This window comes from Thalassoglobus sp. JC818 (genome assembly GCF_040717535.1).
Taxonomy (GTDB): Bacteria; Planctomycetota; Planctomycetia; order Planctomycetales; family Planctomycetaceae; genus Thalassoglobus.
Window position 1 is genome coordinate 296,279 of sequence record NZ_JBFEFI010000002.1, and the last position, 25,572, is coordinate 321,850.

Sequence of the window (25,572 nt, forward strand, 5' to 3'; positions counted from 1 at the left end):
GGCCAGGTCCGTAAAGTCCTTGAGTCGGCAGGCACGAGATTCCCTTCTCGAATGCGTGGTTGATCGCGAATGGCAATTCAAGTCGTCTCGAAGCGATTTCGACCTGAAAGAACATCTAAGGTCGGAGAGTACCCCGAGATATGGAAACAGGGCAATCGCGATTCTCTCGCGGCGAGATGATTGGGTTTTGAGAAGCAGAGAGTGCGGAAGCGATTGGATGCACTCGCCCTGAATGGAGCTTCCAGGGGATAGAAAGAAAGAAAGAGGGTGTTGACCTGGGATCAGCAGGCTCGGGAACACACCCTCTTTCTTCTATCCTGGAAATGGGTCTCGTTGTCCCACGATCGTCATAATCAGCACAATCGGTGCCAGTGTCGCAGGCGGCACATTTGGAAAGTTCGGTTCGTGCTGTAACTTGCTTTGAATCAGTGAGATACGTCCGAGGGCCGTTCCGGGTCCGGGCTTATGCCATCTTCTGGCTGTGTCATTTTTGTCAAGATTCCTGAATGAGTGTGAACGAATTGCGTTCAGATCTTCGACGAATCGCCCGTCGGGCGTATCTAGGCTGACCGGCTGTGATGTTTGTTTCAGACGCAGTGCTGGATGTGTCCTCGGAATCTTCAGGTCCGTCACTCAGTGAGCGAGCGCAATTCACGACCAAAATGTGAGCTCGGTGAAACCATGAGAATGGCCTAAGAAGTTGCGAAAACTTATGGGTTTTCGCGGTTTGAATCCTTGGTTTCAGCGAATCGGGTCTAGAGTTGCTCACTGAATTTCATTCGAGAATGAAGGCGGATCCGATGATTTGCGACTCCTGCGGGGCAACGATGACCAGAGATGAAGAAAGTGTTTCATCTCAGTGCTTCGAGTGCGAACAGACCTGCTCCGCGACAGTGGCTTCGATTACAGCGGATGGAGTTTCGCCAGCGAGCGAGGTCAGCGAGTGTCTTTGCCCGAGCTGTCAAATTCCGCTGCAGTGTGGTTTCCTCGACGAAGAGATTGTCGAATACTGTCGGCAATGCAATGGGATCTTGTTCGATCAGGACCACTTTGCCTCAACCGTGTGGAGCCGTCGCTGTCACTACTCTTCGCCTGATGCACCAGCCCAGCCGGTCGACCCGGAGGAACTGACGCGTCAACGTCCCTGTCCGGTCTGCGATCGCTTCATGGAGTGTCATGTCTACTATGGACCGGGAAACGTGGCCATCGACAGCTGTAGCGAATGCCTGATCGTCTGGCTCGATGAAGGTGAACTAACTTCGATCGAGCAAGCGCCTGGAGAACGAGCTTCCCAAAACGCCTGAACTCTGACAGCTTCTCCCTGCTATGAGTCCGTCGAACGCAGTCTCTTCACAAGATCGATCGCTTCTTCGGTCGTGGAAATCTGATTGTTGAGTTGCGCATCTCGCACTGCGGTCAGAAGTTCTCGAAATTTCGGACCGGGTGAAAGTCCCACTTGAATCAGGTCTTGCCCATCGATGAGTTCCGGAGGATTAATTTCTTCCGCCGACGTCTGATCGAGAAATCCCTCCAGCTGATTCCATTCGTCTAGGTGCTTACGGGTGACGCTGACCTCCGCCTGAGCAATTTTGAGCCAGTCCGCAAAGAACGGGGATTGCGCAAGCCGTTTGAGTTTCGCGAGATCCATCTGAGTGACGCTCGCGAGTGTGTGGCGATGTTCGATGAGCCAACATGTTCGAGTGGTCTCGCGATTCGAGAGCTTAAGACGTTTGCAGATCTCAGTGACCTCTTCGACAGCACGATGATGTGAGTTCGGAACGGTGTCATCGGCGACGTCACGCAACACGACTGAGAAAGCGGTTTCGAAAAGTGGTTCGTCCAATTGGCTGAGAATGTCGAGGAGTTCGGTCCAATTCTCAAGCTGGCTTTCGATGGAGAAGTGGACCACCTCGGGAAGAATGACTTGCAGGAGATTCAAAGACTCGCACAATTTCATCGCTGTAGCCCGATGCCGATCGATGAGCATCTTTCGAAGCTCCTGAGCGATTCGTTCCGGGCTGACCACGATGATTTGTGAAGCCATTTGTGTGATGGCGTCCGCAGTCACCGGATCGAGCAGAAATCCTAAAGTGGCCGCGAATCGAACACCTCTCAGCATGCGGAGCTTGTCTTCGGACATCCGATCGTGCGGATCACCGATTGCCCGGACGACTTTCTGTTTCAAGTCAGCCTGTCCGCCGACGTAGTCCAGCACCTGCTTTTCAATCGGATCGTAGAACATGCCATTGATGGTGAAGTCGCGGCGATGGGCGTCTTCCTCAGCTGTGCAGAACTCAACTGATTCTGGTCGGCGGCCATCAAGGTATTCGCCTTCTCGTCGAAACGTTGCGACTTCAATTTGACCGGCCGATTTTGGACCCCGAACGATCATGACTCCGAAAGACTCTCCGACAGCGAGAGTTCTCTTCGGACCAAAGAGGTTTCTTACCGCTTCCGGTGGGGCATCTGTCGCAACGTCAAAGTCGTTCGGTTCGATATTTCGGAGCAGATCACGAACGCATCCTCCCGCCCAATAGGCAGTAAACCCTTCGGATTTGAGGCGACGGATGACATCGATTGAAAAATCACGTGGGGGCACAGGAGTGGTCAATGCTTTGGAACTTTGAATCTGAGAACGTGACTCGATACAGTTTGGACGCAGAGACAAGAATCAACAAGGAGTCCCAAAGACGATGTCTGGAAAAACTGTATTGATTACTGGTGGTGGAACAGGCATTGGAGCGGGCTGCGCTCATCAGTTTGCCCAAGCGGGGTATCGCGTCGCGATTTCTGGTCGCCGTGTCGAAAAGCTGAAAGAGGTTGCTGACTCGGCCCCGGACGGTGTGGAAATTCTGTGTCATGCTGCGGATGTCTCCAGTCGCGAAGACGTCGACAGCTTGTTGAATTGGGCGAATGAACAGCTGGGACAGGTCGATATCCTTCTCAACTGTGCTGGAATCAACATTGCGAACCGCAAGATGGAAGTGCTCAGTCCCGATGACTGGGACAAGTTGATGAAGGTCAACGCCACAGGGGCATACAACATCATGCGAGCCGTTCTTCCGCAGATGCGTGAACGAAAGGATGGCTTGATTATCAACGTCTCGTCAATCGCCGGTCTGCGTGCCAGCCTTCTCGGTGGCGTCGCCTACAGTGCTTCCAAGTTTGCGATGACAGCACTCGGGACTTGCGTTGGCCTCGAAGAGCGAGAGAACGGGATTCGCGTGACGAACGTCTATCCGGGCGAAGTTGAAACACCAATTCTTGACGCCCGACCGAATCCGGTCAGTGCGGAGCATCGAGCACGCATCCTGCAGCCAAGCGACATCGCCTCATTGATCGTGGCAGTGGCAGCACTTCCTCCTCGTGCTCACGTTCCGGATCTCGTGATCAAGCCGACCACTCAAGAGTTCTGCTAATCGAACTGGCAGAAAGTTCTGTCACATCTTCGAAGTGATCCCGTTCGTTTACGAAGAGCGTTCAGGATCACTTTTGACGGATGTCGCTGCGATTCAGCTTCCTGAATGTTCTGCCGATATCTTCGGGCCAACTCGCCAGCGAATCCGGATCAGAGATGTTCCGTGAGATGGCCTTCGGTTGTGTTCGGTGTTCCGGCAACGTCCGAAACTGTATCTGGTGTGCCTGCTGATTGGAGTGGCTGAACGGATAGGGTTCAACGTGCTGAATCGCTTCAATTGTCTGAACAGGATCAGGTGAATAAGACTGCTCGAGTTCGAACTCGAGCTCAGGTTCCGGGGGCGTGATCTCTTCCCGCGGTGGTGGAAGCTGAGTCGACTCATTCGGAGGGATGCTCGGGAAGACCGGCTCGTGATTCCCTTGCGAGAGGTCCGTCATCGCCTCGTAGTAGTGCCAGAACTGCTGTGAATACGGCATTACCGGCGACATTTGGAATCGCTGAGCAGTGCTCGATTGGCTGAAGATGTGGTGATAGTTGTACGGTCGGAAGGAATGAAATCCTCCGTAGTACGGCATCACCTTGATGTAGCCGTGCTTCCAGGGTTCTTGATCGTCATAGAAATACAGCGGCTCGTTGTTGACGACAGAGTAGGAACCGTGCATCGTCGCTTCAGCTTGCTGAATGACGGCATCAGCATGCGCAGTCTGACTGACTTGCGCTCGTGCCGTTGATGGCAGAACGATCACCAGGAAGAGGAAAAGAGAGGGAGGATTGAAGGATTTCATCGACAGAATCCTGTCAGAATTCGACGCGAAGTGTGGGCCGCGTTGGCGTCTTGGAAGTGTGAATGACAATCCACTTTCCTACTCATCGGCTTGCGATTGGAGGAACTGAGTCAAAAGAGGAAGTTAAAAGCCAGAAAATTGACGTGGCCGTTACAACCGTTTCGACTCATTTGTTCGACTTGAGACTGTCAGAGTTTGGACCCAATTCCGCGGAATCGTTCAACATGGTTTCGCGGCAGTTTGTAGGCTCAAGGAGTGCTTTGTTTATCCCGTAAGAGGTCGGATCTGTGCGACATCGTTTGACATTGGCTTTCATCATTCTGGCTGGATTCTGCGCGGACGAAAGCACTCGCTGTATCGCTGAGGCTCAGGAACAGGTGGTCCCTGCTGTGGAGCCACGAGTTCCGGAACCTCCCGTTTTCGACCCGAATCCTGAACCGATTGAGAATCCCCCAGCTAGCGAATTTGGAGATTCCAAAGCAGAAGCGTGGAATCCTCTGTGGTCGACACAACATCTGCATCCGATTGTCGGTCCATCAGTCTCAGGCGGTTATCACTATCGATATCCCTACTACAGCTACCGACGTCCGTGGTTTCCAGCAGGGCCAGCCAGTCGCACCGTCGACATTGTCTGGTAGATCTCGATTCGTTGATCAACGAAGAGAAGGGGACGTTGAATTCACTGATCGCATGTGCGATAAACGACTTCGCCAAAGAGAGGACCGCTGCGGGACTTGGCTGAAGAATGAAAACTCCACATGTCAGTCATCAGTAAGATTCGACGGTTGCTGCAACTTCTCGAACGTTTGCAGTCAGGGCGCATTCATAATACGAAAGAGTTGGCTGATTTTCTGAAGGTGAGTCGGCGAACGATTTTTCGCGACATCAAGACTCTGCAGGATTCGGGGATTTCGATTCACTACGAAGCGAGTCAGAGGGGCTACTGGATCTCAGAGAGTCCCTATCTTCCGCCGACCGATCTCACGCTTGAAGAGACATTGTCGTTGGTCTTGTTGTCTCAAGAATTAGGAAACTCAAAGCGAGGAATCCCGTTCTTCGACAAGGCCGGTGAGGCATCGTTGAAGCTGCGAAGCAACTTGCCGAACCATCTCAGTAGTTACGTCGGAGAGCTCTCTACCGGGGTGAAAATGGGGACTGAGCCGAAGTCGACGCTCGATGATTCTCGCAGCCACTACGATCGTGCATTGGAAGCGATTGCCGACAAGCGGAAGCTCCGTATTCGATACGACAGCCTCTACGACCAGAAGGAAATCAGCACGCTCATCAGTCCGTATCGCATCTTCTTCAAACGTCGATCGTGGTACCTCATTGGGCGCTCTTCGATTCACCGGGCGGTGAGAACTTTTCACTTGGGACGAGTTCGCGAGTCGACATTGACCGACGATAAATTCGTCGTTCCAAAGCGGTTCAACCTCGAACAGTATTTCGGCAAAGCCTGGAATATGGTTCGCGAACGGGGCAACCGAAAACAGGTAACCGTCCGGTTTGCTCCCCTCGTCGCGAGAAACGTGGCTGAAGTGGCCTGGCACTCGACTCAAACCGTCATCTGGAACGACGACGGCACAATTGACTTTCATGTCACCGTGGATGGAATTCACGAAATCTCATGGTGGATTCTGGGGTACGGCGACAAAGCGAAAGTTCTCGACCCGCCAGAGTTGGTCGAATTGATTCAGTCGCACATTCGAAATATGTCTGCGAACTACGAGCAACCGAAGGGTGACTAAAGCGATGGCGACGAGTTCGAATCGGGACATTCTCGCAGCTTGCTTTGCCCAACTTCACAATTCTCCTCTTTCAAAGTGTCGTTTTCTGCCGGTTGATTCGCGGACCGGTCATCCCCATTTGATTCCATGTTGGCAGAGATTCACTGCTCAATTAGATTCTCGAACTGATTCTCTCACCGACTGAACAGGAGTCGTTAACCGTCAATCTCTTGGGAAGGACTCCCATGCGACGCTTATTTTTACTACTGGCAGCAACATCTTTGATGGTCAACGGTTGCACGATGATGAAGTGGTTGGCACCGCATCAATTGTGGAAACTCAACCGGCAGCCGGCGATCAGTCGGGATGATGCTTACTTCAGTATTCCGGCCGAACCAGTGGATTCAGTGAATACTGTCACGGAACGTGAAGCTGTGGCCACCTCTCCGTTTTAATCTGCTTTCAGGACACCCAAACTCGGAAGACCGTGGACCGCTTCTGCTGGTTCAAACAATAGCGAACGATGCTCGAGAACTTGTCCTGAAGCTGCATTGAGTTGGTTTGCACGTTTCCGGGGCTCAATCAAAACCCGATGGCAAACTGGTGTTCTGGGAGGTTGTTTTCGGGATGACGGCACTTCGTCAAGGACGACTGCGAAATGTATGAGTATCAACAACAAAAACATCCGCTTCAGACCTTTCAGTTCTGGTTCCTGATTCTCATCTGTGTCTGCGGAGTTGCCGCCTGGCAATCCGGGATGCTGACCGACCGAACTGAAGAAGCCGCAGTCGCTCGTCAAGTCATCAATATTCCTGACGAGCCGATGCCTCCGATCCCCGGCAGCAAGATTGACCGCGCACCTGCGTCGAACTCAAACATTCGCGTTGCTGCAGCACCTGAGCAAGCGGAGAGAGAAACACAAGCGGTCGATCTCTCCGTTCCGGAAGCTCCTGCACAAACTGAGGAGCAGGGTTCTTCCGCGCCGACGCGTCATCAGTTGGACGAAAATCAATCGACGACCGATCTGCGATCAGAAGCTCCTGAAGTTGTTACGCTCTCGTTCGATCAAGTTGTTGAGGATGATTCCAACGAATCTGGAATTCAGCAGGTGGCAGCAGTCGTCACTGCTTCTCTTACAGAAGGGCACAGAGCGACTTTTCTTCAACAACACCAAGTCGCGGAATCGCCCGATCGCATTCGTGAAAACGGAATTGAAGAAGCGAGTGAAGTCGAAGAAGTCCACGAATTGCAGCCCGCTCAACCTCAGCTGAAAGCAGTTCCGCTCGATCTCGAATCGATCGATATCATGGTCGCTGAGGGACGAGAAGTTGAGGCACTTCGACAGCTTTCCATTTGGTACTGGAAAGAGCCGAGTTCTCGCCCGCAGATTTCTGACCGATTGACGGTCCTTTCGCGACGAGTTTATTTTCATAAGCAGCCGCATTACATCGAACCGTATGAAGTTACCTTTGGAGACAGCCTCGAAGCAATCGCGAGGCAGTATCAAGTTCCGCCTGAGTATCTGTCCCGGATCAATCAGATCTCTCCGGACCGAATCCGCGCCGGACAAAAGCTCAAAGTCAATCAGGGACCATTTGAAGTTGTCGTAGATTTGAGTGACTACGAACTGACAGTCCACGCACAAGGCTACTTCGTTGTCCGAATGCCCGTCGGAATCGGACGCGATGGATTGACTCCAACTGGCAGCTATCGTGTCACTGACAAAGTGGTCGAGCCGGTCTACCAAGGACAGAACAGAAGTGCTTCCAGCAACGTTTCCTCAAGCTCTGATGGAAAATTCTGGATTGCTTTCAACGATGAACAAGACTCACTCAACGGTATCGGCTTTCACGGAACGATCAATCACGAGTCGATCGGGAAAGCAGAATCGAACGGATCGATTCGCGTGCATGATCAACACATCCAAGACCTGTTCAACCTTTTGACTGTCGGATCGAAAGTCGTCGTTCGTCCCTGAGGTCTAACCGTCGACAATTTGCTCAAGGCGATCGTCCATTTCCTCTGCTCGAATATGCCAAGCGAACCGGGAGGCAAGTTCACTCGCTTCAGCCTGTCGTGAACGAAACTGGCCTGGGTCTGATGTTTGCAATTCAGACCAAGCTTTGATTGTATCAGCCAGCGCCTGGGTGGTTCCGTCGTACAAATACGTTGTGTCTCGATTGACCAGTTCCGGGTACGACAATCGATCGGGAAAGACCGGCAAGCAACCCGCCGACATCGCTTCGACGACTGCGATTCCAAAGAACTCATGAATCGCTGTGGAGACGATAAGATCAGCAGACGCCAGAATTCCTCGATACTCTTCGGCGGATTTGGCATATCCCCAGTGATCGATGTGATCTGAAAACCGCTTCGCTGCCTCTTCAAAGCACTGCGGAACTTCGCGAAAAGACTCTCCGACAACGCTCAAGCGAAATTCGACACCGACGGCTTTCAGCAGATCGATCGCTTCGAAAAACTGCTGCGGGTTCTTGTCATGTTCCCAGCGCGCAGCCCAGAGAATCCGAATCGGCCCCTCGTTGGCTGTTTGCAATGCGATTGGATCAATTCCCGGCGAGTGAACTTCCGAAGCGACTTGGCAAGAGTTCAGTGACTGCTGCCATCTTGCATCGTCAGCAGGTGCCAGTCGCGGAGCACTCTTGAGAAATGAATCGATCTCGGAGAACAAAGTTTGCCGGTGGAAGTCTGAGTTGAACCAGACGGCATCTGCAGAGAGAACAGAGACGAGATTCGTCATCGCGAAATGCAAGTCGCGCTGAATGGAATCCGCATCCCCTCGCGATGGGTACGAGAACTGGTTTTCATGGAAATAAATGACTGAAGGAAGCTCAGCGACGTCTTTGCGAACCAAACCTTTAAATTCGGACAAGTTGCACATGTCTGTGGCAAAGACGATGTCCCAGTCTCGGTCTTGGAGAGCATTGACTTCGAATGCAAACGAAGCAGCAGCGTGCCGCATTCTCCATTTCCAATGAGTCGGAGGAAGCGTCAGAACTGTAAATTGATGGCGGCTTCGCTCTCTCCAACCGTCAAGAAAAGCACGATGACTCCCACCATGAAATGGGTTCAGTGCCAGGATCTTTAGCTGCTTTCCCTTGGTCAATTGAACTCTCGCGAATGGTGGAGGACGTCCTTCCAGAATTGAACAGTTTCAGCAGCACGAAGCGTGATATCGAACCGTTCTCGGACTGACTGCTGAGCGGCTGACTGGAGTTGGATTCGAAGTTCGGAGTCTTCGTAAAGTTGAGCCAACGCTTCTGTGAGTTGATCGACGTTTCCAGGATCGACGAGAAGCGCTGACTGATTGTGTGTCAGGATTTCTTCTGTCCCTCCCACACGAGTTGCAACGATGGGAACTCCACTCGCTGCTGCCTCAAGCAGGACACGTCCGAGTGGTTCTTGCCGGGCAGGGTGAACCAGCAGGTCAATTTCATTGAGTAGTTGCGGGATCTCGTCACAGAATCCGAGTCGGTGGAATCGATCGGACAAGCCAGCTTCTTTGACGATCTGATCGAGACGCTCATCGAAGTCGATCGTTTCACGTTTCTGCGAGTGACGTTTACCGACGAGCAGGAAGTGTACGTTCGGGTATCGACGGCCAATTCGTGAAAAGGCTTCGACTGCTTCGTCCTGTCCTTTTCGAAGGCAGATCTGACCGATCACAGCGACGAGAAAGACATCTTCCGGGAGATGGTATCGTTGTCGAAATCTATTCGAAGATTCTTCGTGCTCAAACTGGTCGAAGTTGATTCCGTTATAGATTGTTCGAATTTGCTGTTCTGGAATCCCTTTTGTTCGCCAGTGCTCACGAACAGCACTTGAAACCGCAATGAGAGACTGGTTGAGTGAGAGATCGCGAATCGTTGCTTGAGAGACATTCATGATGTCGCGAATGTGACCAGCTGTCGGGACCGGGAGTTCGCTCGCAATCTGACCGAGGCGGCGACTCATCATCATGCTGTTGGCATGGATCAGGTCAACTTTCTCATGACGAATGACATCACGAATGTGACTCAGTAGCCCATCATTGGTGAGTTTCGTTCGTGAATCAGCTGCCTCGTCAATTCGATGGACGGGGATGTCCCGGTCTCGAAGCTGCTGCTCCAGCGGACCGGGCTGAATGAGAATCGCGACGAACTCTGTATCTGCTCGCTGAACTTCATCAACGACAGCCAGGATAGAGTTTTCGCCGCCGTTGATCGTGGAGTATTCGAAAAGAAGTGCGATGCGCATGGAGTGGGGATGCATTCAACTACTTCGAAGGTTTTTCGAACTGTCGATAGTCCTGCTGCCGAAAGTTGTGGACTGCTTCCATGAGGCCTTCCCGCACTTGGCGAAGCCTCTCTTCTCCTCGCAGGCGCGTCCGGTTTTGTTCCTGAACGTAGAAGACATCCACAATCTGATCGAAGTGGGTCGAGATCTTCGCCATGTTAATAGAAACATCCATTTGATAGAGCGCCCGAGTTAAGGTGTATAACAGCCCAGGGCGGTCTGCTGCGAAGACGTCAATAATCGTTCGGGAGTCGGAAGAGTCGTTGTCGATGTTGACTCGGTCGGTCAGTCCGGAGGCAGGTTCCGATGGGGGAGAGGCTCCGAATCGACGGTTCATGCGGAAGAGTTCTTCCACGGTAATCTCTTTCCAGAGGACTTTACGCAATAGTTGAGCAACCTCAGCGACCCGGCTTCGAGGTGGTTCTCCGTCGAAGTCGGAATCGATCACGCGGAAGCTGTCGACCACGACACCGTTTGTTGTTGTGTTAATGTCTGCGGAGATGATTGCGAGACGTTTCGCAGTGAGGACTCCCGTCATCTTGTGGAAGCAGTCCGCTTGAATCGTGTCGTTCGCGGTCATCACTCGATATTCCATCGAGCCCGTGGCCGCGTCCCAACTGGCGATCACCTCGACTCGTTCGTCATCCAGACTGACAATCACCTGAAGGTCATCCGCGATTTGCTGAGCGGGGGTGCAGGTAAGGTAATAAGCCGAGAATCCGGTGAGCAGTTGGCTGATGCGACCAGCTGCATCGGAGCTGACTTTGCGGTCCTGAAGAATGGTTCGCACTGATTCTTTAACTGCTGCGATTCGCTGTTGCTCGTGGTACGAGTACCGTTTGCCACTTAAGATCACGAGGCAACGATCATAAAGTTCTGTGAGGAGATTCTCTTTCCACGTGTTCCACGTCCCCGGACCGACTGCTGAGACGTCAGCGATTGTTAATGTATAGAGCATCTTTAGGACATCGGGAGATCCAATCTCCCGGCTGAAATTTAAGATTAACTGTTGGTCTGTAATGTCGCGGCGGAATGCGAGGTCAGCCATCACGAGATGTTGCCGCACGAGCAAAGACATCTGTTCGATTTGATAGTCGGGCATGTGAAGCCGCTTGCCGACGTCGATCGCAATTTCTGCACCGATCACGCTGTGATCGGTGTTCATCCCTTTTCCGATGTCGTGAAGAAGAACTGCGAGATGCAGCACTTCTTTATGACGGATTTCCTGATAAGCAATTCCGGCAGGGCCGTCGTTGCGCTCGAAGCGAGTTGCGTTTTCGATGGCGCGTAGTGTGTGTTCATCAACGGTGAAGTGATGATACTGATTGAACTGCAGGAGATTGCGGATATGTGTGACTTGCGGGATGACGACATCGAGCAGTCGCGTTTGAAACATGCTCCGCAGGATGGGCCCCAGTGCGGACGTACATTGAAAGATCTCGACCATCGTTTTCGCAGCCCGAGGTGAGAGTTCTGCGGGCGACTCTGGAAGATTCTTTTTAATTGCTTCTGCAACTTTGGGAGAGGGGAGCACATTATAAAGTGCGGCCGCTTTGTAGAGGTGGAGCATCGACTCCAGGCTTCCACAGACGGATTTCATGTGCCGGTCGGCGACTTCGATTCGATCGGAGCTGACGAAAAACATCCCTTCTGCACGATGGCCGACGACGATATCTCGCGTTCTCTCGGCAATTGAACGAGGACGTTCCATTGCCACAAACCGTCGAGTGATCGCTGCTAGCTCTGAGCTGTGGTGGAAGTATTCCTGCATGAAAATCTCGACCGGTCGTTGACCGTTCTGAGAGTCGTAGTTCCGCTCGTCAGCGATGCGAAGTTGTTCATCTCTGGTGAGTCGATCGTGTTCCTTGCCAGCGGAGAGATGAAGGTCGATTCGCAGTCGGGTGAGAAATTCCCAGGCGGCTTTCAATCGTCTGGCATCGGACTTGGTGATGGCCCCTTTGAGTCGAAGAGAGTCGATGTCTTTGACGCCATAACGGGCGAACCCGATCCATCGAATCAGATGAAGATCACGTAAGCCACCGGAAGACGTCTTGATGTCCGGCTCCAGTTCCTGGGCGGGCGGTCCGTATTCCGACCAACCGACTTCCCGGGCAGCGATGCAATCGTCGATGAACTTCTTGCGACGCGAGAACAAGACTCGCTGTTTGAACTGAGTTTGCAGCTTTTCGATGAGCCGTTCGTTTCCCCACAACCAACGGGCTTCGACAAGTGGGGTAGCGATCTGGGGATCTTGTCGGGCAAATGCGAGACAGGTCGTTATGTCGCGTGTGGAATTCCCGATTTGAATCTTGGCGTCCCAGCAACTCTGCACGTACTGAGCGACGAATTCGAAGAACGCGGGATCTGTTCCTCGCTCGTGCAGGAAGAGCAAATCGATGTCGGAGTACGGGGCCATGTCTCCGCGGCCCGTTCCCCCAATCGCGACGATGGCTCCATCCTGGAGAAGCTTTCGCTGAATCTCTTCAGGGAATTCTTTGAGTTTGTTATCCGCGAGATTCACGAGAAAGTCATCGAACGACTCGCTGAGGAAGCCCGCAATCTGCAGACCTTGTGCTCCTGAATCAAAAAGCGATTGAGCCTTGTCCCGGATTTCAATGACCCGCTTCTTGAGAGCGTCAATCTGCTGAAAGGTAGGAGGTGTCCCTGGCGACATATCAAATTCGACTGGTATCAAAAGGAGTTTGTACTGTTCGCACGTGTTGAGCGCTGTCCGGAAACAGACTTCGAATCGCCTGAAATTGCGGTCATCGACGATTCAGAGGTTTCGAACTCAGTTTGGAAATGAGAACAGATGTTCTGGCATTTTGCCGGGGAGTTGGACTGCCGACTACCCACTTCCTTGATTTAGGGACGTTTTTCATGATGATACGTCGCGAGTTGAACCGTTCGAGGAGAAGAACACCACCATGGCGGCACGTTTTGAACATTCTGAACTGATCGAGATCAAGAAATCGCCGAAGCGGGGACGCGGAGTTTTCGCCAAGAAATCGATCAAAAAGGGCGAGATCATCGAGCGAGTTCCCGTTCTGATCGTCACATGGGACGAAATCGCAGACTCCGAGCTTGCGGATTACGCATTCACCCTGACTGAGAAGAAAGTCGGCATCGCGCTCGGGTACGGTTCGATGTACAACCACAGCTACAAGCCGAACGCTCGGTATGACGACGAAGGACGGCAGACGAAAGTCTTTTCGGCGATCAAAAACATCAAGCAGGGCGAAGAAATCACCGTCAACTACAACGGCGACCCGGAGAATCAGGAAGAGCTCGATTTCGACGTTGTGTAGGCATCCAGATCATGGGTTAGATCCCAAAGCCGTCTGTGTTGCGGACATCTCCTCCGAGTGTCACTGCGATTTCGTGAATCGATTTGTTGCGGAGGATCGTTAGCGTCACGACATCACCCGGCTTCTTGCTCTCGATCAATCCGAGAAACTCGGCAGCGGTGGCGACTGGTTGCTGATTCACTGCGATAATGACATCAGCTGCGGATCGATCGACCAGAATCACAGGTCCTCTGCGAGAAACCGCTGGACCTCGGACTCCTGCTTTCTCTGCGGGGCCACCTTCTGTGAGGCGTGAGACACGTAAACCTTGATCGGTGACGGTCACGTGAGTGATTCCAATCTCACCTCGAATCACGCGGCCGTGCTTGATCAATTCAGGGACCACCCGGCGAATCAAATTGACCGGAATGGCGAATCCAATTCCTGCGCTTTGTTCGACACGACTTGCGATGGCGGTGTTCATTCCGACGAGTCGACCGTGAGTGTCGATGAGCGGACCGCCTGAGTTGCCTGGGTTGATGGCAGCATCAATCTGAATGATCGACTTGATAATCCAGTTGCGCTGCACTTCGAGTGTTCGATTCAAGCTGGAAATCATGCCCTGGCTCATTGTCCGTTCAAGACCGAAGGGGTTTCCGAGAGCAAAGACTCGCATTCCCACTCTCAAAGTGCTTGAGTCTCCCATCGAAACTGGAAACAGTTCCTCAGCAGGAGCTTCGATTTTGATGACGGCGATGTCGTTGACGGGGTCAGCGCCGACGAGTGTGGCGGGGTAAGTTTCCTCGTTGTACAGGGTGACGTTGACATGCTGGGCACGCTCGATGACGTGAAAGTTAGTCAGAATATGTCCCTTTGCGTCGATCACAGCCCCGGAACCATTTCCTTCTTCCGTCGATCTCATGAAGAAGCGATCCGAGCGGAGACCGAGTGTTGAGATGTTGACGACGCTGCGATTGCAGTTCTCATAAACTGCGACGTTGATGGCTTCGTCCGGTGTCAGCCCGTCAGTTCCGTAGAAGTCAGGTGCGACGCCGATTGCGTTCTTTTGACGGTCTCGAACAAGAACTTCCGGCGAAGACAAATTCGCTGGAGGCTGAGCGTTCTGCGTTGTCCCCGGTTTTTGCTGCGGAACAGTGAGCGCATCCTGACCGAAGAGGGAGGACATCGAGGTCGTTGTGAACGCCATGCAAACCAGGATGAAAAGAATGTCGATACGTGTTCTCATCTTCTCTCTCCAATTCAGTCTCATCGAGAAAACGGTGACTTCTTCCCAGACAGTTTATGGGATAATGCGATCCCGCCGCAGAGGTCAAGTCCGATGTGTTCGCTACTTGAGGTCAGCGATCGTCAGAGGCGAAGATCGTAAGCCGGTTCGATCGCTGTCGACGGACCAGTCGCCAGCGATTTTGGAAATCGGATCTTCAGTCAGGGGCCGAGGTCCTGTCTGAGGTTATGCCTTTTTCGGCTTCGCAGCCTCTTTTCGAGTCGGTTCAGCACGCATAATCAGCATTCCGAGAGGTGGCAGGGTGAGTTGAATACTGTCTGCCATTCCGTGCATCGAGACTGCCTCAGACTCAACGCCTCCTCCGTTGCCGACATCCGTCCCGCCATAAAGTTTGGCGTCGCTGTTGAGCAGTTCCTTGTAGAACCCGGAACGTGGTACTCCCACGCGATAACCCTCGCGCGGAACAGGGGTCATATTCATGACGACGATCAGAGCTTCTTGACCTTCTGACGAATATCGGGCGAACACGAAAACGCTATTCGCTGCGTCATCTGCCTGAATCCAGGAGAATCCTTCAGGTTGATGATCCAGTTCATGCAATGCGGGATGCTTGATCACGAGATGATTTAAGTCGTGAACGAACCGCTTGACGCCGCCGTGCGTGTCGAATTCCAGAAGTGCCCAGTCGAGTTGAGTGTCGTGGTTCCACTCAGTCCACTGACCAAACTCGCCGCCCATGAACAGCAATTTCTTGCCCGGAGTCGTTCCCTGATAGCCAAGAAGAAGCCGCAAGTTCGCGAACTGCTGCCATTGATCGCCCGGCATTTGAGAAATGAGAGACCGCTTTCCATGCACAACTTCATCATGCGACAGCGGCAGCATGAAGTTCTCGGTAAACCCATACAGGGACCGGAATGAAAGTTGGTTCTGATGATGCCGCCGGTGAATGGGGTCGAGCTGCATGTACTTGAGCGTGTCGTTCATCCAGCCCATGTCCCACTTCAGGCTGAATCCCAGCCCTCCGTCGTACACCGGGCGACTCACTGCTGGCCATGCGGTTGATTCTTCGGCGATTGTAAGAATACCGGGGAATTCTCCGTGGAGCGAGGTGTTAAAGTCTTTGAGGAACTGGATGGCTTCCAGGTTTTCGCGTCCGCCGTATTTGTTCGGAATCCACTCCCCGTCTTCTCGGGAATAGTCGAGATACAACATCGATGCGACTGCGTCGACTCGAAGTCCGTCGACGTGGTATTTCTCACACCAGAAACGAGCACTCGAGAGCAGGAAGTCACGGACTTCAGTGCGCCCATAGTTGAAAATGTAGGTGTTCCAGTCCGGATGGAATCCGAGTCGGGAGTCCTGGTGTTCGTACAGCGAAGTTCCATCAAACTGGCCTAATCCGTGACCATCGGTCGGGAAGTGGCCCGGAACCCAGTCGATCAACACTCCGATGCCAGCTTGATGGCAACGGTTCACGAATGACATGAAGTCAATCGGCGTTCCATACCGACTTGTTGGTGCGAAATAGCCGGTTGACTGATAGCCCCATGATCCATCAAACGGGAACTCTGTGATGGGCATCAACTGCAGATGCGTGAAGCCCATGTCGGACGCATATTCAATCAATCGGTCAGCGAGTTCTCGGTAGCTGAAGTACTTTCGATCATCGCCGGGTCGCTTCCATGAGCCCAAGTGGACTTCATAGACATTGATTGGGGCGGAGAACCAGTTCTTCTGGCGGCGTTCGTTCATCCATGACTCATCGCTCCACTGATATGTATCGAGGTCGTAGATGATGGAAGCTGTCTTGGGAGGGATTTCTGCATAGAACGCGTATGGATCGGACTTCTCAATAATCTGCCCGGATTGCAGGCGCAGGCTGTACTTGTAGGCTTCTCCCGATTCCATGCCCGGAACGAATCCGCTCCAGATGCCCGAGTCGCTCGAATTCAAATAGAAAGCGCCGTGTTTCCATCCGTTTCGATCACTGAGGACGCAGACTTCCTGAGCGTTCGGTGCCCAGACCGCGAAGCGGGTGCCGGATGTCTGACCATCATCAATGATGTGGGCTCCAAGCCAATCGTACGCTGTACAGTTCATTCCCAGCCTCGCTCGGATTCTCAGTAACGATCGTCCGGGGTCCTGTTCCGATCCGTCGAGGTGTTTCTCAGTTCTCCTGAATTGAGAAAGTTCAGTGCGGATCTGTGACAGACACCCTGAACAAGTCAAGCTGTCAATTCTTATATGGTCATTTCAACGAACATAAAATTGTTGATCTACCGTAACAACGCCGTGCTGACACGTAACGTCGATGGTCACCAATTCCATAGCGTCAATTGCTCGCGATAGTATCAGTCATTCCCAAGTGGTGCAATTCGTGTCTTCAGTGCGTTTGCTCCCACAAAGACGGCATCCGCGACGGTTTGATCGATTGGCCTCTTCGAATCAACGACTGATTGAACGACTGATTGAACGACTGAGAAGCAGACTGCGAAAACCAACCGTCGCACTCGTGGGACCAACTGGAACAAGCTCGTCCGCAGCATGTTGGTGTCGATCGCGAGTTGTTCATTCGTGACGCCTCGTCTACGATCCGAAACGATATCGAGAGACGGAGTCGACGTGTTCGCGACGACTCTGCTGCCTGCGAGGAAAGGCTTCGCCACTCGATGCCGGCAGATCTTAGAACGCATTTTGGCTGTGTGACAGAAAGTACTTCGGCAATGACCGATTCAGACTCCCGAAGCCTTGACCGCGATGGAATTCAGAAGCTGATTCCTCATCGTGATCCGTTCTTATGGCTCGACAAAGTCGTCGAGATGGATGAGTCCAGGATTCATGCTCAGAAAGTCGTCGATGAGGATCTCGACGTTTTTCGGGGACACTATCCTTCGTTTCCGGTTCTCCCGGGAGTGCTTCAGTGCGAAGCAGCTTTTCAGGCTGGGGCTGTGTTGATCGCCCAATTCATGGACGGAGAGACAGAAGACGTGCCCGTTGTGACCCGCCTCAACAATGTTCAGTTTCGGAAGATGGTCCACCCCGGTCAGACGTTGGATATTGAAGTGACGCTGACCGAGCAACTCTCGAATGCCTACTTCCTGCAAGGCAAAGTTTCCGTCGACGGAAAGGTGACCGTCCGCCTGGAGTTTGCCTGTTCACTTGCCAAGACATCCTGATTGATCGCTTCTCACGACCTCGCGAACGTTTAGAGCGTTGGGATCACAATGAACTCCGAAGCCGGGCGATTCGGTGATTCGGATTGTTCCCTGCTCGATTTCAGGTTGGCCGACCACCCATTGCATCCACGGACGGCCCGATTCTGCAAGCCGATTGATAGGAAGAGCGGCGATCGCGTGCAGCGCCCAGACTTCGCATCCCCGATGCGGAACGATTTGAACCCGTCGATCATCAGCGATTTCAACCAATTGCAGAAGTGGAGTGAGACCACCCATCCAGCAGACATCCGGTTGAAGAAGCTGATAGTCACCCCTCTGCAAAGAAGCTTCAAATTCTGCGAGGGAATAGAGATGTTCTCCACCGCTAATTGTGATGGGGCACTCATCGCGAAGCCTGGCGTAACCTTCGTGATCATCCAGCGGGAGAGGTTCTTCAAGCCACGCAAGATTCAAGTCGGACACTTCATTCGCGAAAGCGAGTGCGGTCTCGACATCCCAACTCATCCACGCATCAACCATTAAGTCCCGATCCGGGCCGATGATCTCTCTCGCTGTGCGCGTTGATTCGATCCATCTGGGGAGCCAGTCGCGAAGAGGCTCATCTCTCTTGCCATTCGTTCCGAGATGCAATTTGACACCAGCTGAAGCTCGACGAACCTCTTCGGGGGCTTCTCCCCAAACTGTCTGGTAAGTTGGGAGCGGTGCATCGAGATCGCATTGTGGAGAGAGCAATCGAGCAACCGGCTGACGATTCAAATGCCCTCGCAAGTCCCACAACGCCAGGTCGACTGCGCTTAAAGCCATCATGCCGATGCCAGACTGCCCCACCGTCAATAGAGACTTGTGCAACAGCTTCCACGTTGATTCGATCGGTTCCACTTCCCGGCCGATCAACTGCTCTCGAAAGAGCGCGTTGACAATATGGAGTCCCGAAAGTCCTCCTCCGCCGACTCCATATCCTTTCGTTCCATCTTCGGCAGTCACAGCTACGAGAATCTGGCCGAACGATGTTCGCCAGTCGGGTGGCGAATTCTCTGTAATCGGCTGACAAGCTTCGACCGAATGAATTCTCATTGAACTGGTCTGGGGAAATGACTGGGGCTTTTACTTCTGAACAGTTTCAGACGATGGAGCAGGGGGAGAAAACGATTGCAGCAAGGCCCCGTCTTTTCCGTTCCAAACTCGAACGATTCCATCTTCTCCGGCAGCGATGACCAATGATTCATCGTCAGTCGAGAGGACGGTATACAGGTAGTCTTGAGCACCGCCGAACGTGCGAAAATTGCGTCCATTCTCAGCAGTGTGGAATTTGGCACTTTGGTCGCCGCTACAGCTGATCAGGTTATCGGAGATCCCGACGAATTGGATCGACGTCACCTGTTTCGCATAGTTTGAAATTGTTCGCACTTGCTCACCAGTTTCAGCATTCCAGATCTTGATCGCGAGATCAGCCCCGCTGCTGGCCAGACGGCTTTCATCTGCTTTGAATGCCACGCCCAGCACATGGTCGGTGTGTCCTTCGTAAGAACGGACGAGCGATCCATCACCCACACGGAACACTTTGACAAATTTGTCCGTTGCGCCGGAAACGAGTTTCTCCCCCGACCGAGAGAATTCCAGATCGGTAACAGCATCGCTGTGAGCATCTTCGAGCGTGCGGATCTTCTCTCCCGTTGTCGTGTTCCAGAATTGCAGCTCTCCGCTGCGAGACGGCTCTCCGCCCCCAGTCGCTAAGGTTTCTCCATCAGGATGAAAGGCTAAAGCCATCACACGATCCTGAAACGCTGACTGCGACACATTTAAGGGGGAGTCGCCTTCGACTCCCAAGACCCGACTCAACTTCCACCGGGGAGTGACGTCCCACGTTCGGACAGATCCGTCGGATGAGACTGTCTGCAACGATCTTGAAGCAGTCCATTGAGTCGAGACGAGGTCATTCAACGGAATCGGAACGAATCCCAATCCCTGGCCCGTTGAAGCATTCCAGATTTGAGTTGGCTGAGCGACGCCGCCAGTGATGATGCGGTGCCCATCCTCATCGAACACAATCGATTGCGGCGAAGACTGAAAGGCGGCGACAGCTGCCTGAGCTTCTGAAAGTGAAGTATCTGCTTGTTGAAGCTTGGAGGCAGCTTGCTCTTTTTGTTCTTGGCGCCCGGCGACCTGATTCTTTCCAAGTTGCACAGACTGTTCTGAAAGCTCAATTGCTCGCACCGCAGAGTCGACAGCATCTTTCGAAGCTTGTTGATTGTCCTGTGCAGTCTTCAATGCTTTGCCGGTCTCCTCGACCTGTTTCTTCAAAGCTTCATCTTCTGGTTTCTCGGCGAGTTTTTGATTGGCTTCATCGGCTGTCTTCTGAGCGGCGTCAAGAGCTGCCTGCTTTTCGGCGAGGTCTTTGTCGGCCTTCTCTTTCTCTTCTTGTGCCTGCTTGAGTGATTGTTCCCGGTCCGCAAGATCCTTCTGTGTATCTGCCAATGCTTTTTCTGCAATGTCGAGCTGAGCTTTGGCAACTGCTTGATCTTCTGTTGTTTTCGTCTGCTTCGTTGTCAGCTCCTGGTTGCCGCTGATGTCGGAGAGTTTTTCGCCACCGCGATTCCAGACTCGCGTGATTCCATTGGTTCCGCTGGCTGCGAAGAGTTGTCCGTTCGAGGCGATGGCGATATCAGTGAGTGGAGCGTCCACGCTTTGCGAGGAGATTTGCTGACCGGTTTCCAAATCCCAAAGCCGTACATTTCCGTCTTCGGCTCCGGTCAACAGCGTCTTGCCGTCGGAGTCGAGTTCCAGATGATGAACTGGGGAAGTGTGTCCCTGAAGTGCATGAACCGGCGCAGGAATTAGTTCTCCTTCAGGCAGTCCCTGACCGGCGACTTCCGATGTCCAGACTCGGATCACGTTGTCGGCATGAGCAGTGATCACTTGCTGCTTCGCCGGAGAATACCCGACTCTCAGAATCGCTGATTCCGTCTTGAGACCTGGGGCGATTGTCAGATCAGAGAGATTGATGAAGACGATCGTTCCGGATTCACCTCCCCCGATTAACGTTTGAGAGTCTGCTCCGAATGCGATGGATGTCAGTCGCTCTCCTTGCTGAGGGATGGTTCCGATAGTCGCGTTATTGGCCAGATCCCAGATCGAAATCGCTCCGTCTGCTAAGAGGAAAGCGGAACGAGACCCATTGCAGTCATTGGCGGCCTGAGAAACGCCGGGGTCGAACTTGTGGCTCCAAAGTTCCTGCGGGGCTTCCCGGTCCCAGATTTTTACGACGCGAAATCCACCCGAAGCCAGACGGCTACCATCGGCGTTGATCGCCAACGAATGAACGAAGTCACGATGCGCAACACCGGGCCCATAGAGTGGGCCATCTACCGATTGAATGGACTGAAGTGCAGGATCGCTAAATCGGCCGACTTGCTGACCGGTGAGGATGTCGTAGACAAAAATTCGATTACCACGCCCTGCGAAAATGAACTGACGGTTCGGATCGAGAGCGAGGCTGTAAACCGCTTTGAAAGTCTCGGGGATCGGTTGCCACGCAAGTGTGGTCTCAACGTGCCGTTCCCCCGCTCGGGCTCCTTCTTCGATCCACTTGCGGAGCAGACCCAGTTCCTGCGGCGTCAGCGCTTTCGCTTGAGCCTTATTCGGCAATGGTGGCATGACAGGTTCGTCAACACGAGCAGCCACGCGATAGAGATAACTCTCGTCAGGTTCTCCAGCAATGACAGCTTCACCACTGATGCCTCCTTTCAGGATTGCTTCAGCATTTTCGAGAATGAGATCGTTTTCTGCCACCGCAGAACTATGACACGCCAGGCATTTGTTTTCGAGAATCGGATAAATGTCGCGGTAGAAATCGATTTCACGATTCAGATCAGGCTCGACCGGAGTGATTCCCTCTTCTGCAACAATCGAAAATGCAGGAGCAAGTAACAGCCAAACGATGAGCATCGCACGCATTGTCAGAATCTCAGTTCGGAAGGACTTCAAAAGGTTGGGCAATCTGGGGAGGAGCAAATGAGTTAGTTCACAATTTCGATCTCAACAGGTTCGTCGACTTCAGCTTTTCCTGAATACTCCATTGTCGCTCGCACAACGACGTTGCTGACTTTACCTGCACTTGCCGCTTCAGTGGCACGGACAGTCAAAGTCGCTGCTGTCTGATCAGCAGGAACCTCAACAGGCTCACATGCGAGCGGGGACTGATCCGCTGTCGGGAAGAGTGACAGTGTTAACGGTCCAGCGAAGTTGTTCCTGCGAGTCACTGTGACTGGGATCTCAATCGATTCTCCCGGCTTCAACTTGCCTCCGTTGTTCGCTGTCGCACTGAGCTTCACCGGGCCAGTGAGAACTTCGATCACGATCGGTGTCGAAGGCGGCGTAAAGTTGATGTTGGCTGGCTGAGACGCCTTGTCCGCTTCAGCAGATTGTTTTTCGGCGTCCTGTCGAATCTTCTCGCTCGATGCCGCAACAGCAGTTGCTTCGCTCAGATTTTTATCAGCAGTTTGAAGTGTTGTTTCAGCAGCTTGGAGTTCTGCTGTCGCTTTCTGAAGCGAATCGTCATTGGCCTTCGATTGTGCACGTGTTTGATTCAATTGTTCGGTGAGTTGACGGAACTCTTCAGTGGCTTTTTCGGAGGCTGCCAGAGACGCTCGGAACTTGGCATCGGCAGCGGCAACTTTCTCTTTCAACTCATTCATTCTCTGTTGCGATTCCGGTGCCTGTTCCTGAATCTCAGCTTCAAGCTTCAAGAGTTCCCCTTGAGCTTTTCGAAGTTCCACTTCATCTTCGGCAGCTGCCAGTTGAGCTTGATTCGTTGAAACTGCCTTCTGATGATGTGTCGCTGTTTGCTCTTGAAGTGCGGCAGCGATCGACTGCTGCGAACTCGTTAAGTCCGCGACGGACTTTTTTGCAGCTTCGAGAGCTGCGACTGCCTGATTTTTTGCAGTGGTCGCTTCAGTCTCGCGTTGTTTCGCAGCTTGTGCCGCGGCAGTCGCTTGTTCGAACGCTTGTTTCAGTCGATCTGCTTTCTGAGGATTGCGTCGATAGGAGACCTGGCCTTGTGACTTCAGCCACGCGACGTAGTGTCCCGGCGGAGTGTTCTCTTTGACGAAGAGACGTATCGTCGCCGCATCTCCACCTTTGGGGATCTCCGCGTTTGGAAAGTCGATGTTTGCACTCTTTGGTATCCCTTGCGCTTCAAGAGTCACTTTTTCATCAAACGACATTCGCTTTGCGAGATGGATCGGAAGGAGCACTTGTCGGCTTTGATTGACAGTGACTCGATGCACGTCCGTCGTTAATTGGAACGGTGCTGGCTCTTCCATTACGGAGACATTCAGTGCACTTGTCAGTCGACTGATCGCGGGGACGTTGGCTGCACTGCTCCAGACGATTGTCCCCACTCGCACTGGTGCTTCGATGTCTCGTCGGGCAGTATGAAACGCCGCTTCTGCTTCCGTGACTTTTTGTGCATGAGATGCCAGAGTCGTCTTGGCTGCTTCCAGCTCTTGAGCAGCTGTGGTCTGCTGCTGGGTCAGGCTTGCTACTTCTGAGCGGAGTTTGGCGATTTGCTCAGATGGACTCTCTGCCGACGCTTGTCCAGCGTTGGCAGCTTCTGCTTCAGTGAGTTGTTGGTTAATTGTGTTCAACTGAGAATTCAATCCGTCGAACTTGGATTGTGCTTCAGCGACAAGTTTGGCTGACTCTTGATGGATATTTCGGGCCGCTTCGAGGACCTTCCACTGATTCGGGTCATTGATCGTCGTGCGATAAGAGAGCGTCAGCGGATGCAATCCGGAAGCTGCATTTTCATTGGCTTCGATCACAATCGTTCCCGACGTTTGACCTTGGCCGATCGTCACATCACGACAGCTCAGTCCTTCGGGAAGGTTGGTTGCGAACACCTCGACAGGGTCATTGAAACCATCGCTTCGAAACAACAGAAGTGACACGGGGAATTGGTCACCCTTGCGGAGGCTGACAGGCCAAGTTTGTCCCGCAGTGGGGGCATCTGGGACGGCGATCACTCTCAAATCCGGGTATTGCTTTCGAATCGAGAGAGCGTACCGCAGCCTCGGGTTGCCTCGCGTTTCCCAATATCGATCTCTCACCACAGCTTCGTAGAGACCGTCTTCACTAACTTCGAGTCGAAAGACAGGATCATCTGATTGGGTCTCGAAGGTGTTCGCTAACAGATTCGTTCCGGTGTCATCTTGTGCTGTGATGCGTTGAACCGATTCCGTACCGTCCGGATTGGAAGTGATTCGATTGACGATGAGCAGCGGATCTCCCAGTGTCTGGAGACGTTCCGAAATGGCTTCGATGTACCAAACATCTCCAGCTTTGGCGGAGAATCGGAAGGCGTCGCTGTCTCCCGGGGCACTGAATTGACCACCAATGACGACGGGAGCGTTGACGTGTTGGGCTGCGGTGCCTTCCGGATTGGGTTCCGTTTCTAAAGTCGCCGGAAGTGGTGTGAGTCCGATCGAGACTGGATTGGAAACTCGATCGTTGCTCGTGAATCGATAAGTGAATCCATCGGTCCCGGATGCAAGCGGGGAGATTCGATTGTCAACACTCAGGTGATGGGCCTGCTTTGGAGCAGAGACATCAACTGCTACTGACTCCAGGCGTGCACCGTCGACCATCTGTTCGGTCGACTGGCTCCCTGTCAGGTTGTATCCAAAGAGTTGAACCGGAGATGTTGATCCAGCTGTCAGATACGGAGGGAGTACGAACTCGATTTGAGGTCCGTCATGGATGTGAAGCCGGTAGTAGTAATTCGGGCCGTTGCGGAACGTGATGTCGTGGAGGCGGACCAGATATTCCCCATCGGCAGGGACATCGAAGACTAGCGTGCAGTCTCCTGTGCCTGCTGCCTGTTTCCATTTTAGACGATGTCGTCCGGTCGCGTCGTAGACAGACAAGACCGGTTCCATTAGCGAATCGATGCTGGCAGCTGCGCAAGATAAAATCACTCGCTGCAGGGCAGATCCTCGAAAGCGAATCCAATCGACATCGCTCGCAGCGTCGAGTCGTCCGTCGACAACACTGTTCATCGGGATCGTTACGGCAGTTTCCGGTTCGTTGTTCCCTTCTGCTTCCATGACAGTCGGGTCGACGTCGATGGCAAATCGTCTTGGATTGCTAAATCCCCACAGCCCGCCAACCCTTGCTTCAACAGTCTCTGCAGGAACATCACCCGGAATCGTGACGATGAACGTGTTCAGAACAGGCGACTCGTTGCCCGCTTCGCCGGTCATTTTCTGACGAGCTTGAATTCGACTGTCAGAGAATGTCAGCGCCGCAATCTCTTCGAGATCAGTTCCAGAAGCAATGCGGACTTCAAACTCTTGTCCGATTGTTCCACCACTCGGGGAGAGCGAATCCAATCGCGTTTGAGGAAGTTGGGCGGACGCGATTTGCAGCTGTGAACTGAAAACGATGAGTAGGCCGAGAAAACGAAACACAACTCTTCGAACGAGAAACCGGTCGGCGAATAACAAACTCATGGTGCAGTCTCGGTGGGACGTATCAACTCAGTTCGGCGGTGGGATCAACTGTGCAGGGCAGGTCGAGGATTCATCATGACTTCGCACGAGCAAACTGGTCCGGACTTCGAGATGAATCTGTCGGTCCGGAGT

General features: G+C 52.9%; 19 protein-coding genes. 8 read left to right on the forward strand and 11 right to left on the reverse strand.

The window, feature by feature from the left end:
- Positions 1-893 precede the first annotated feature (893 nt).
- Positions 894-1,304 carry a zf-TFIIB domain-containing protein gene (locus tag AB1L42_RS05610; protein ID WP_367052261.1) on the forward strand — a complete coding sequence of 137 codons (411 nt, stop codon included), beginning with the start codon at positions 894-896 and terminating at the stop codon, positions 1,302-1,304.
- A 20-nt stretch (positions 1,305-1,324) separates the two neighbouring features.
- On the opposite strand, the gene AB1L42_RS05615 is transcribed toward AB1L42_RS05610, so the two are convergent.
- A complete protein-coding gene (locus AB1L42_RS05615) occupies positions 1,325-2,599 on the reverse strand; it encodes a CCA tRNA nucleotidyltransferase (RefSeq protein ID WP_367052263.1) in 1,275 nt (424 codons plus the stop codon).
- Positions 2,600-2,693: 94 nt separating this feature from the next.
- Here AB1L42_RS05615 and AB1L42_RS05620 point away from each other — a divergent pair, with 94 nt between their 5' ends.
- Positions 2,694-3,419 carry an SDR family oxidoreductase gene (locus AB1L42_RS05620; RefSeq protein ID WP_367052266.1) on the forward strand — a complete coding sequence of 242 codons (726 nt, stop codon included), beginning with the start codon at positions 2,694-2,696 and terminating at the stop codon, positions 3,417-3,419.
- A 67-nt stretch (positions 3,420-3,486) separates the two neighbouring features.
- On the opposite strand, the gene AB1L42_RS05625 is transcribed toward AB1L42_RS05620, so the two are convergent.
- A complete protein-coding gene (locus AB1L42_RS05625; protein WP_367052268.1) occupies positions 3,487-4,203 on the reverse strand; it encodes a hypothetical protein in 717 nt (238 codons plus the stop codon).
- 287 nt (positions 4,204-4,490) lie between these two features.
- Between AB1L42_RS05625 and AB1L42_RS05630 the strand changes: the two genes are divergently transcribed.
- The 4 genes from AB1L42_RS05630 to AB1L42_RS05645 all read left to right on the forward strand — a co-directional run bounded on the left by AB1L42_RS05630 (position 4,491) and on the right by AB1L42_RS05645 (position 7,908).
- A complete protein-coding gene (locus AB1L42_RS05630; RefSeq protein ID WP_367052270.1) occupies positions 4,491-4,841 on the forward strand; it encodes a hypothetical protein in 351 nt (116 codons plus the stop codon).
- 120 nt (positions 4,842-4,961) lie between these two features.
- Entirely contained in the window at positions 4,962-5,951 is a 990-nt protein-coding gene (locus tag AB1L42_RS05635; protein ID WP_367052272.1) for a transcriptional regulator, read from the forward strand.
- Between the two features lie 224 nt (positions 5,952-6,175).
- Positions 6,176-6,385, forward strand: a complete 210-nt coding sequence (locus AB1L42_RS05640; RefSeq protein WP_367052274.1) for a hypothetical protein — start codon at positions 6,176-6,178, stop codon at positions 6,383-6,385.
- Positions 6,386-6,588: 203 nt separating this feature from the next.
- Positions 6,589-7,908, forward strand: a complete 1,320-nt coding sequence (locus AB1L42_RS05645) for a L,D-transpeptidase family protein (RefSeq protein ID WP_367052276.1) — start codon at positions 6,589-6,591, stop codon at positions 7,906-7,908.
- Positions 7,909-7,911: 3 nt separating this feature from the next.
- Here the strand turns inward: AB1L42_RS05645 and AB1L42_RS05650 are convergent, their stop codons facing one another.
- Genes AB1L42_RS05650 through glnD form a run of 3 tightly spaced genes read right to left on the reverse strand, consistent with a single transcriptional unit; the run spans position 7,912 to position 12,897 of the window.
- On the reverse strand, positions 7,912-9,054 hold the full coding sequence (locus AB1L42_RS05650; RefSeq protein ID WP_367052278.1) for a DUF3524 domain-containing protein: 1,143 nt from the start codon (positions 9,052-9,054) through the stop codon (positions 7,912-7,914).
- Positions 9,051-10,199, reverse strand: coding sequence for a glycosyltransferase family 4 protein (locus AB1L42_RS05655; RefSeq protein WP_367052280.1), 1,149 nt, complete (start codon positions 10,197-10,199; stop codon positions 9,051-9,053). Before AB1L42_RS05655 ends, AB1L42_RS05650 begins: the two co-directional genes overlap by 4 nt.
- A 4-nt stretch (positions 10,200-10,203) precedes the next feature.
- Positions 10,204-12,897 carry a [protein-PII] uridylyltransferase gene (gene glnD, locus AB1L42_RS05660; RefSeq protein WP_367052282.1) on the reverse strand — a complete coding sequence of 898 codons (2,694 nt, stop codon included), beginning with the start codon at positions 12,895-12,897 and terminating at the stop codon, positions 10,204-10,206.
- A 253-nt stretch (positions 12,898-13,150) separates the two neighbouring features.
- Here glnD and AB1L42_RS05665 point away from each other — a divergent pair, with 253 nt between their 5' ends.
- Positions 13,151-13,531: an SET domain-containing protein gene (locus AB1L42_RS05665; RefSeq protein WP_367052284.1), complete on the forward strand. Its 381-nt coding sequence runs from the start codon at positions 13,151-13,153 to the stop codon at positions 13,529-13,531.
- Positions 13,532-13,547: 16 nt separating this feature from the next.
- On the opposite strand, the gene AB1L42_RS05670 is transcribed toward AB1L42_RS05665, so the two are convergent.
- The 3 genes from AB1L42_RS05670 to AB1L42_RS05680 all read right to left on the reverse strand — a co-directional run bounded on the left by AB1L42_RS05670 (position 13,548) and on the right by AB1L42_RS05680 (position 17,422).
- Positions 13,548-14,756, reverse strand: coding sequence for a trypsin-like peptidase domain-containing protein (locus AB1L42_RS05670; RefSeq protein ID WP_367052286.1), 1,209 nt, complete (start codon positions 14,754-14,756; stop codon positions 13,548-13,550).
- Between the two features lie 225 nt (positions 14,757-14,981).
- Positions 14,982-16,856 carry a 1,4-alpha-glucan branching protein GlgB gene (gene glgB, locus AB1L42_RS05675; protein WP_367052288.1) on the reverse strand — a complete coding sequence of 625 codons (1,875 nt, stop codon included), beginning with the start codon at positions 16,854-16,856 and terminating at the stop codon, positions 14,982-14,984.
- A 251-nt stretch (positions 16,857-17,107) separates the two neighbouring features.
- On the reverse strand, positions 17,108-17,422 hold the full coding sequence (locus AB1L42_RS05680; RefSeq protein ID WP_367052290.1) for a hypothetical protein: 315 nt from the start codon (positions 17,420-17,422) through the stop codon (positions 17,108-17,110).
- A 57-nt stretch (positions 17,423-17,479) separates the two neighbouring features.
- Here AB1L42_RS05680 and AB1L42_RS05685 point away from each other — a divergent pair, with 57 nt between their 5' ends.
- Positions 17,480-17,932, forward strand: coding sequence for a 3-hydroxyacyl-ACP dehydratase FabZ family protein (locus tag AB1L42_RS05685; RefSeq protein WP_367052292.1), 453 nt, complete (start codon positions 17,480-17,482; stop codon positions 17,930-17,932).
- On the opposite strand, the gene AB1L42_RS05690 is transcribed toward AB1L42_RS05685, so the two are convergent.
- The 3 genes from AB1L42_RS05690 to AB1L42_RS05700 form a co-directional block, all read right to left on the reverse strand.
- Positions 17,912-19,006 (reverse strand): mandelate racemase/muconate lactonizing enzyme family protein, encoded by a 1,095-nt coding sequence (locus tag AB1L42_RS05690; RefSeq protein ID WP_367052294.1) that lies wholly within the window; start codon positions 19,004-19,006, stop codon positions 17,912-17,914. The two genes, AB1L42_RS05685 and AB1L42_RS05690, sit on opposite strands and share 21 nt — an antisense overlap.
- 30 nt (positions 19,007-19,036) lie before the next feature.
- Complete coding sequence (locus AB1L42_RS05695) at positions 19,037-21,886, reverse strand: c-type cytochrome domain-containing protein (protein ID WP_367052296.1); 2,850 nt, start codon at positions 21,884-21,886, stop codon at positions 19,037-19,039.
- Positions 21,887-21,948: 62 nt separating this feature from the next.
- Positions 21,949-25,440 carry a hypothetical protein gene (locus AB1L42_RS05700; RefSeq protein WP_367052298.1) on the reverse strand — a complete coding sequence of 1,164 codons (3,492 nt, stop codon included), beginning with the start codon at positions 25,438-25,440 and terminating at the stop codon, positions 21,949-21,951.
- Positions 25,441-25,572: the final 132 nt, after the last annotated feature.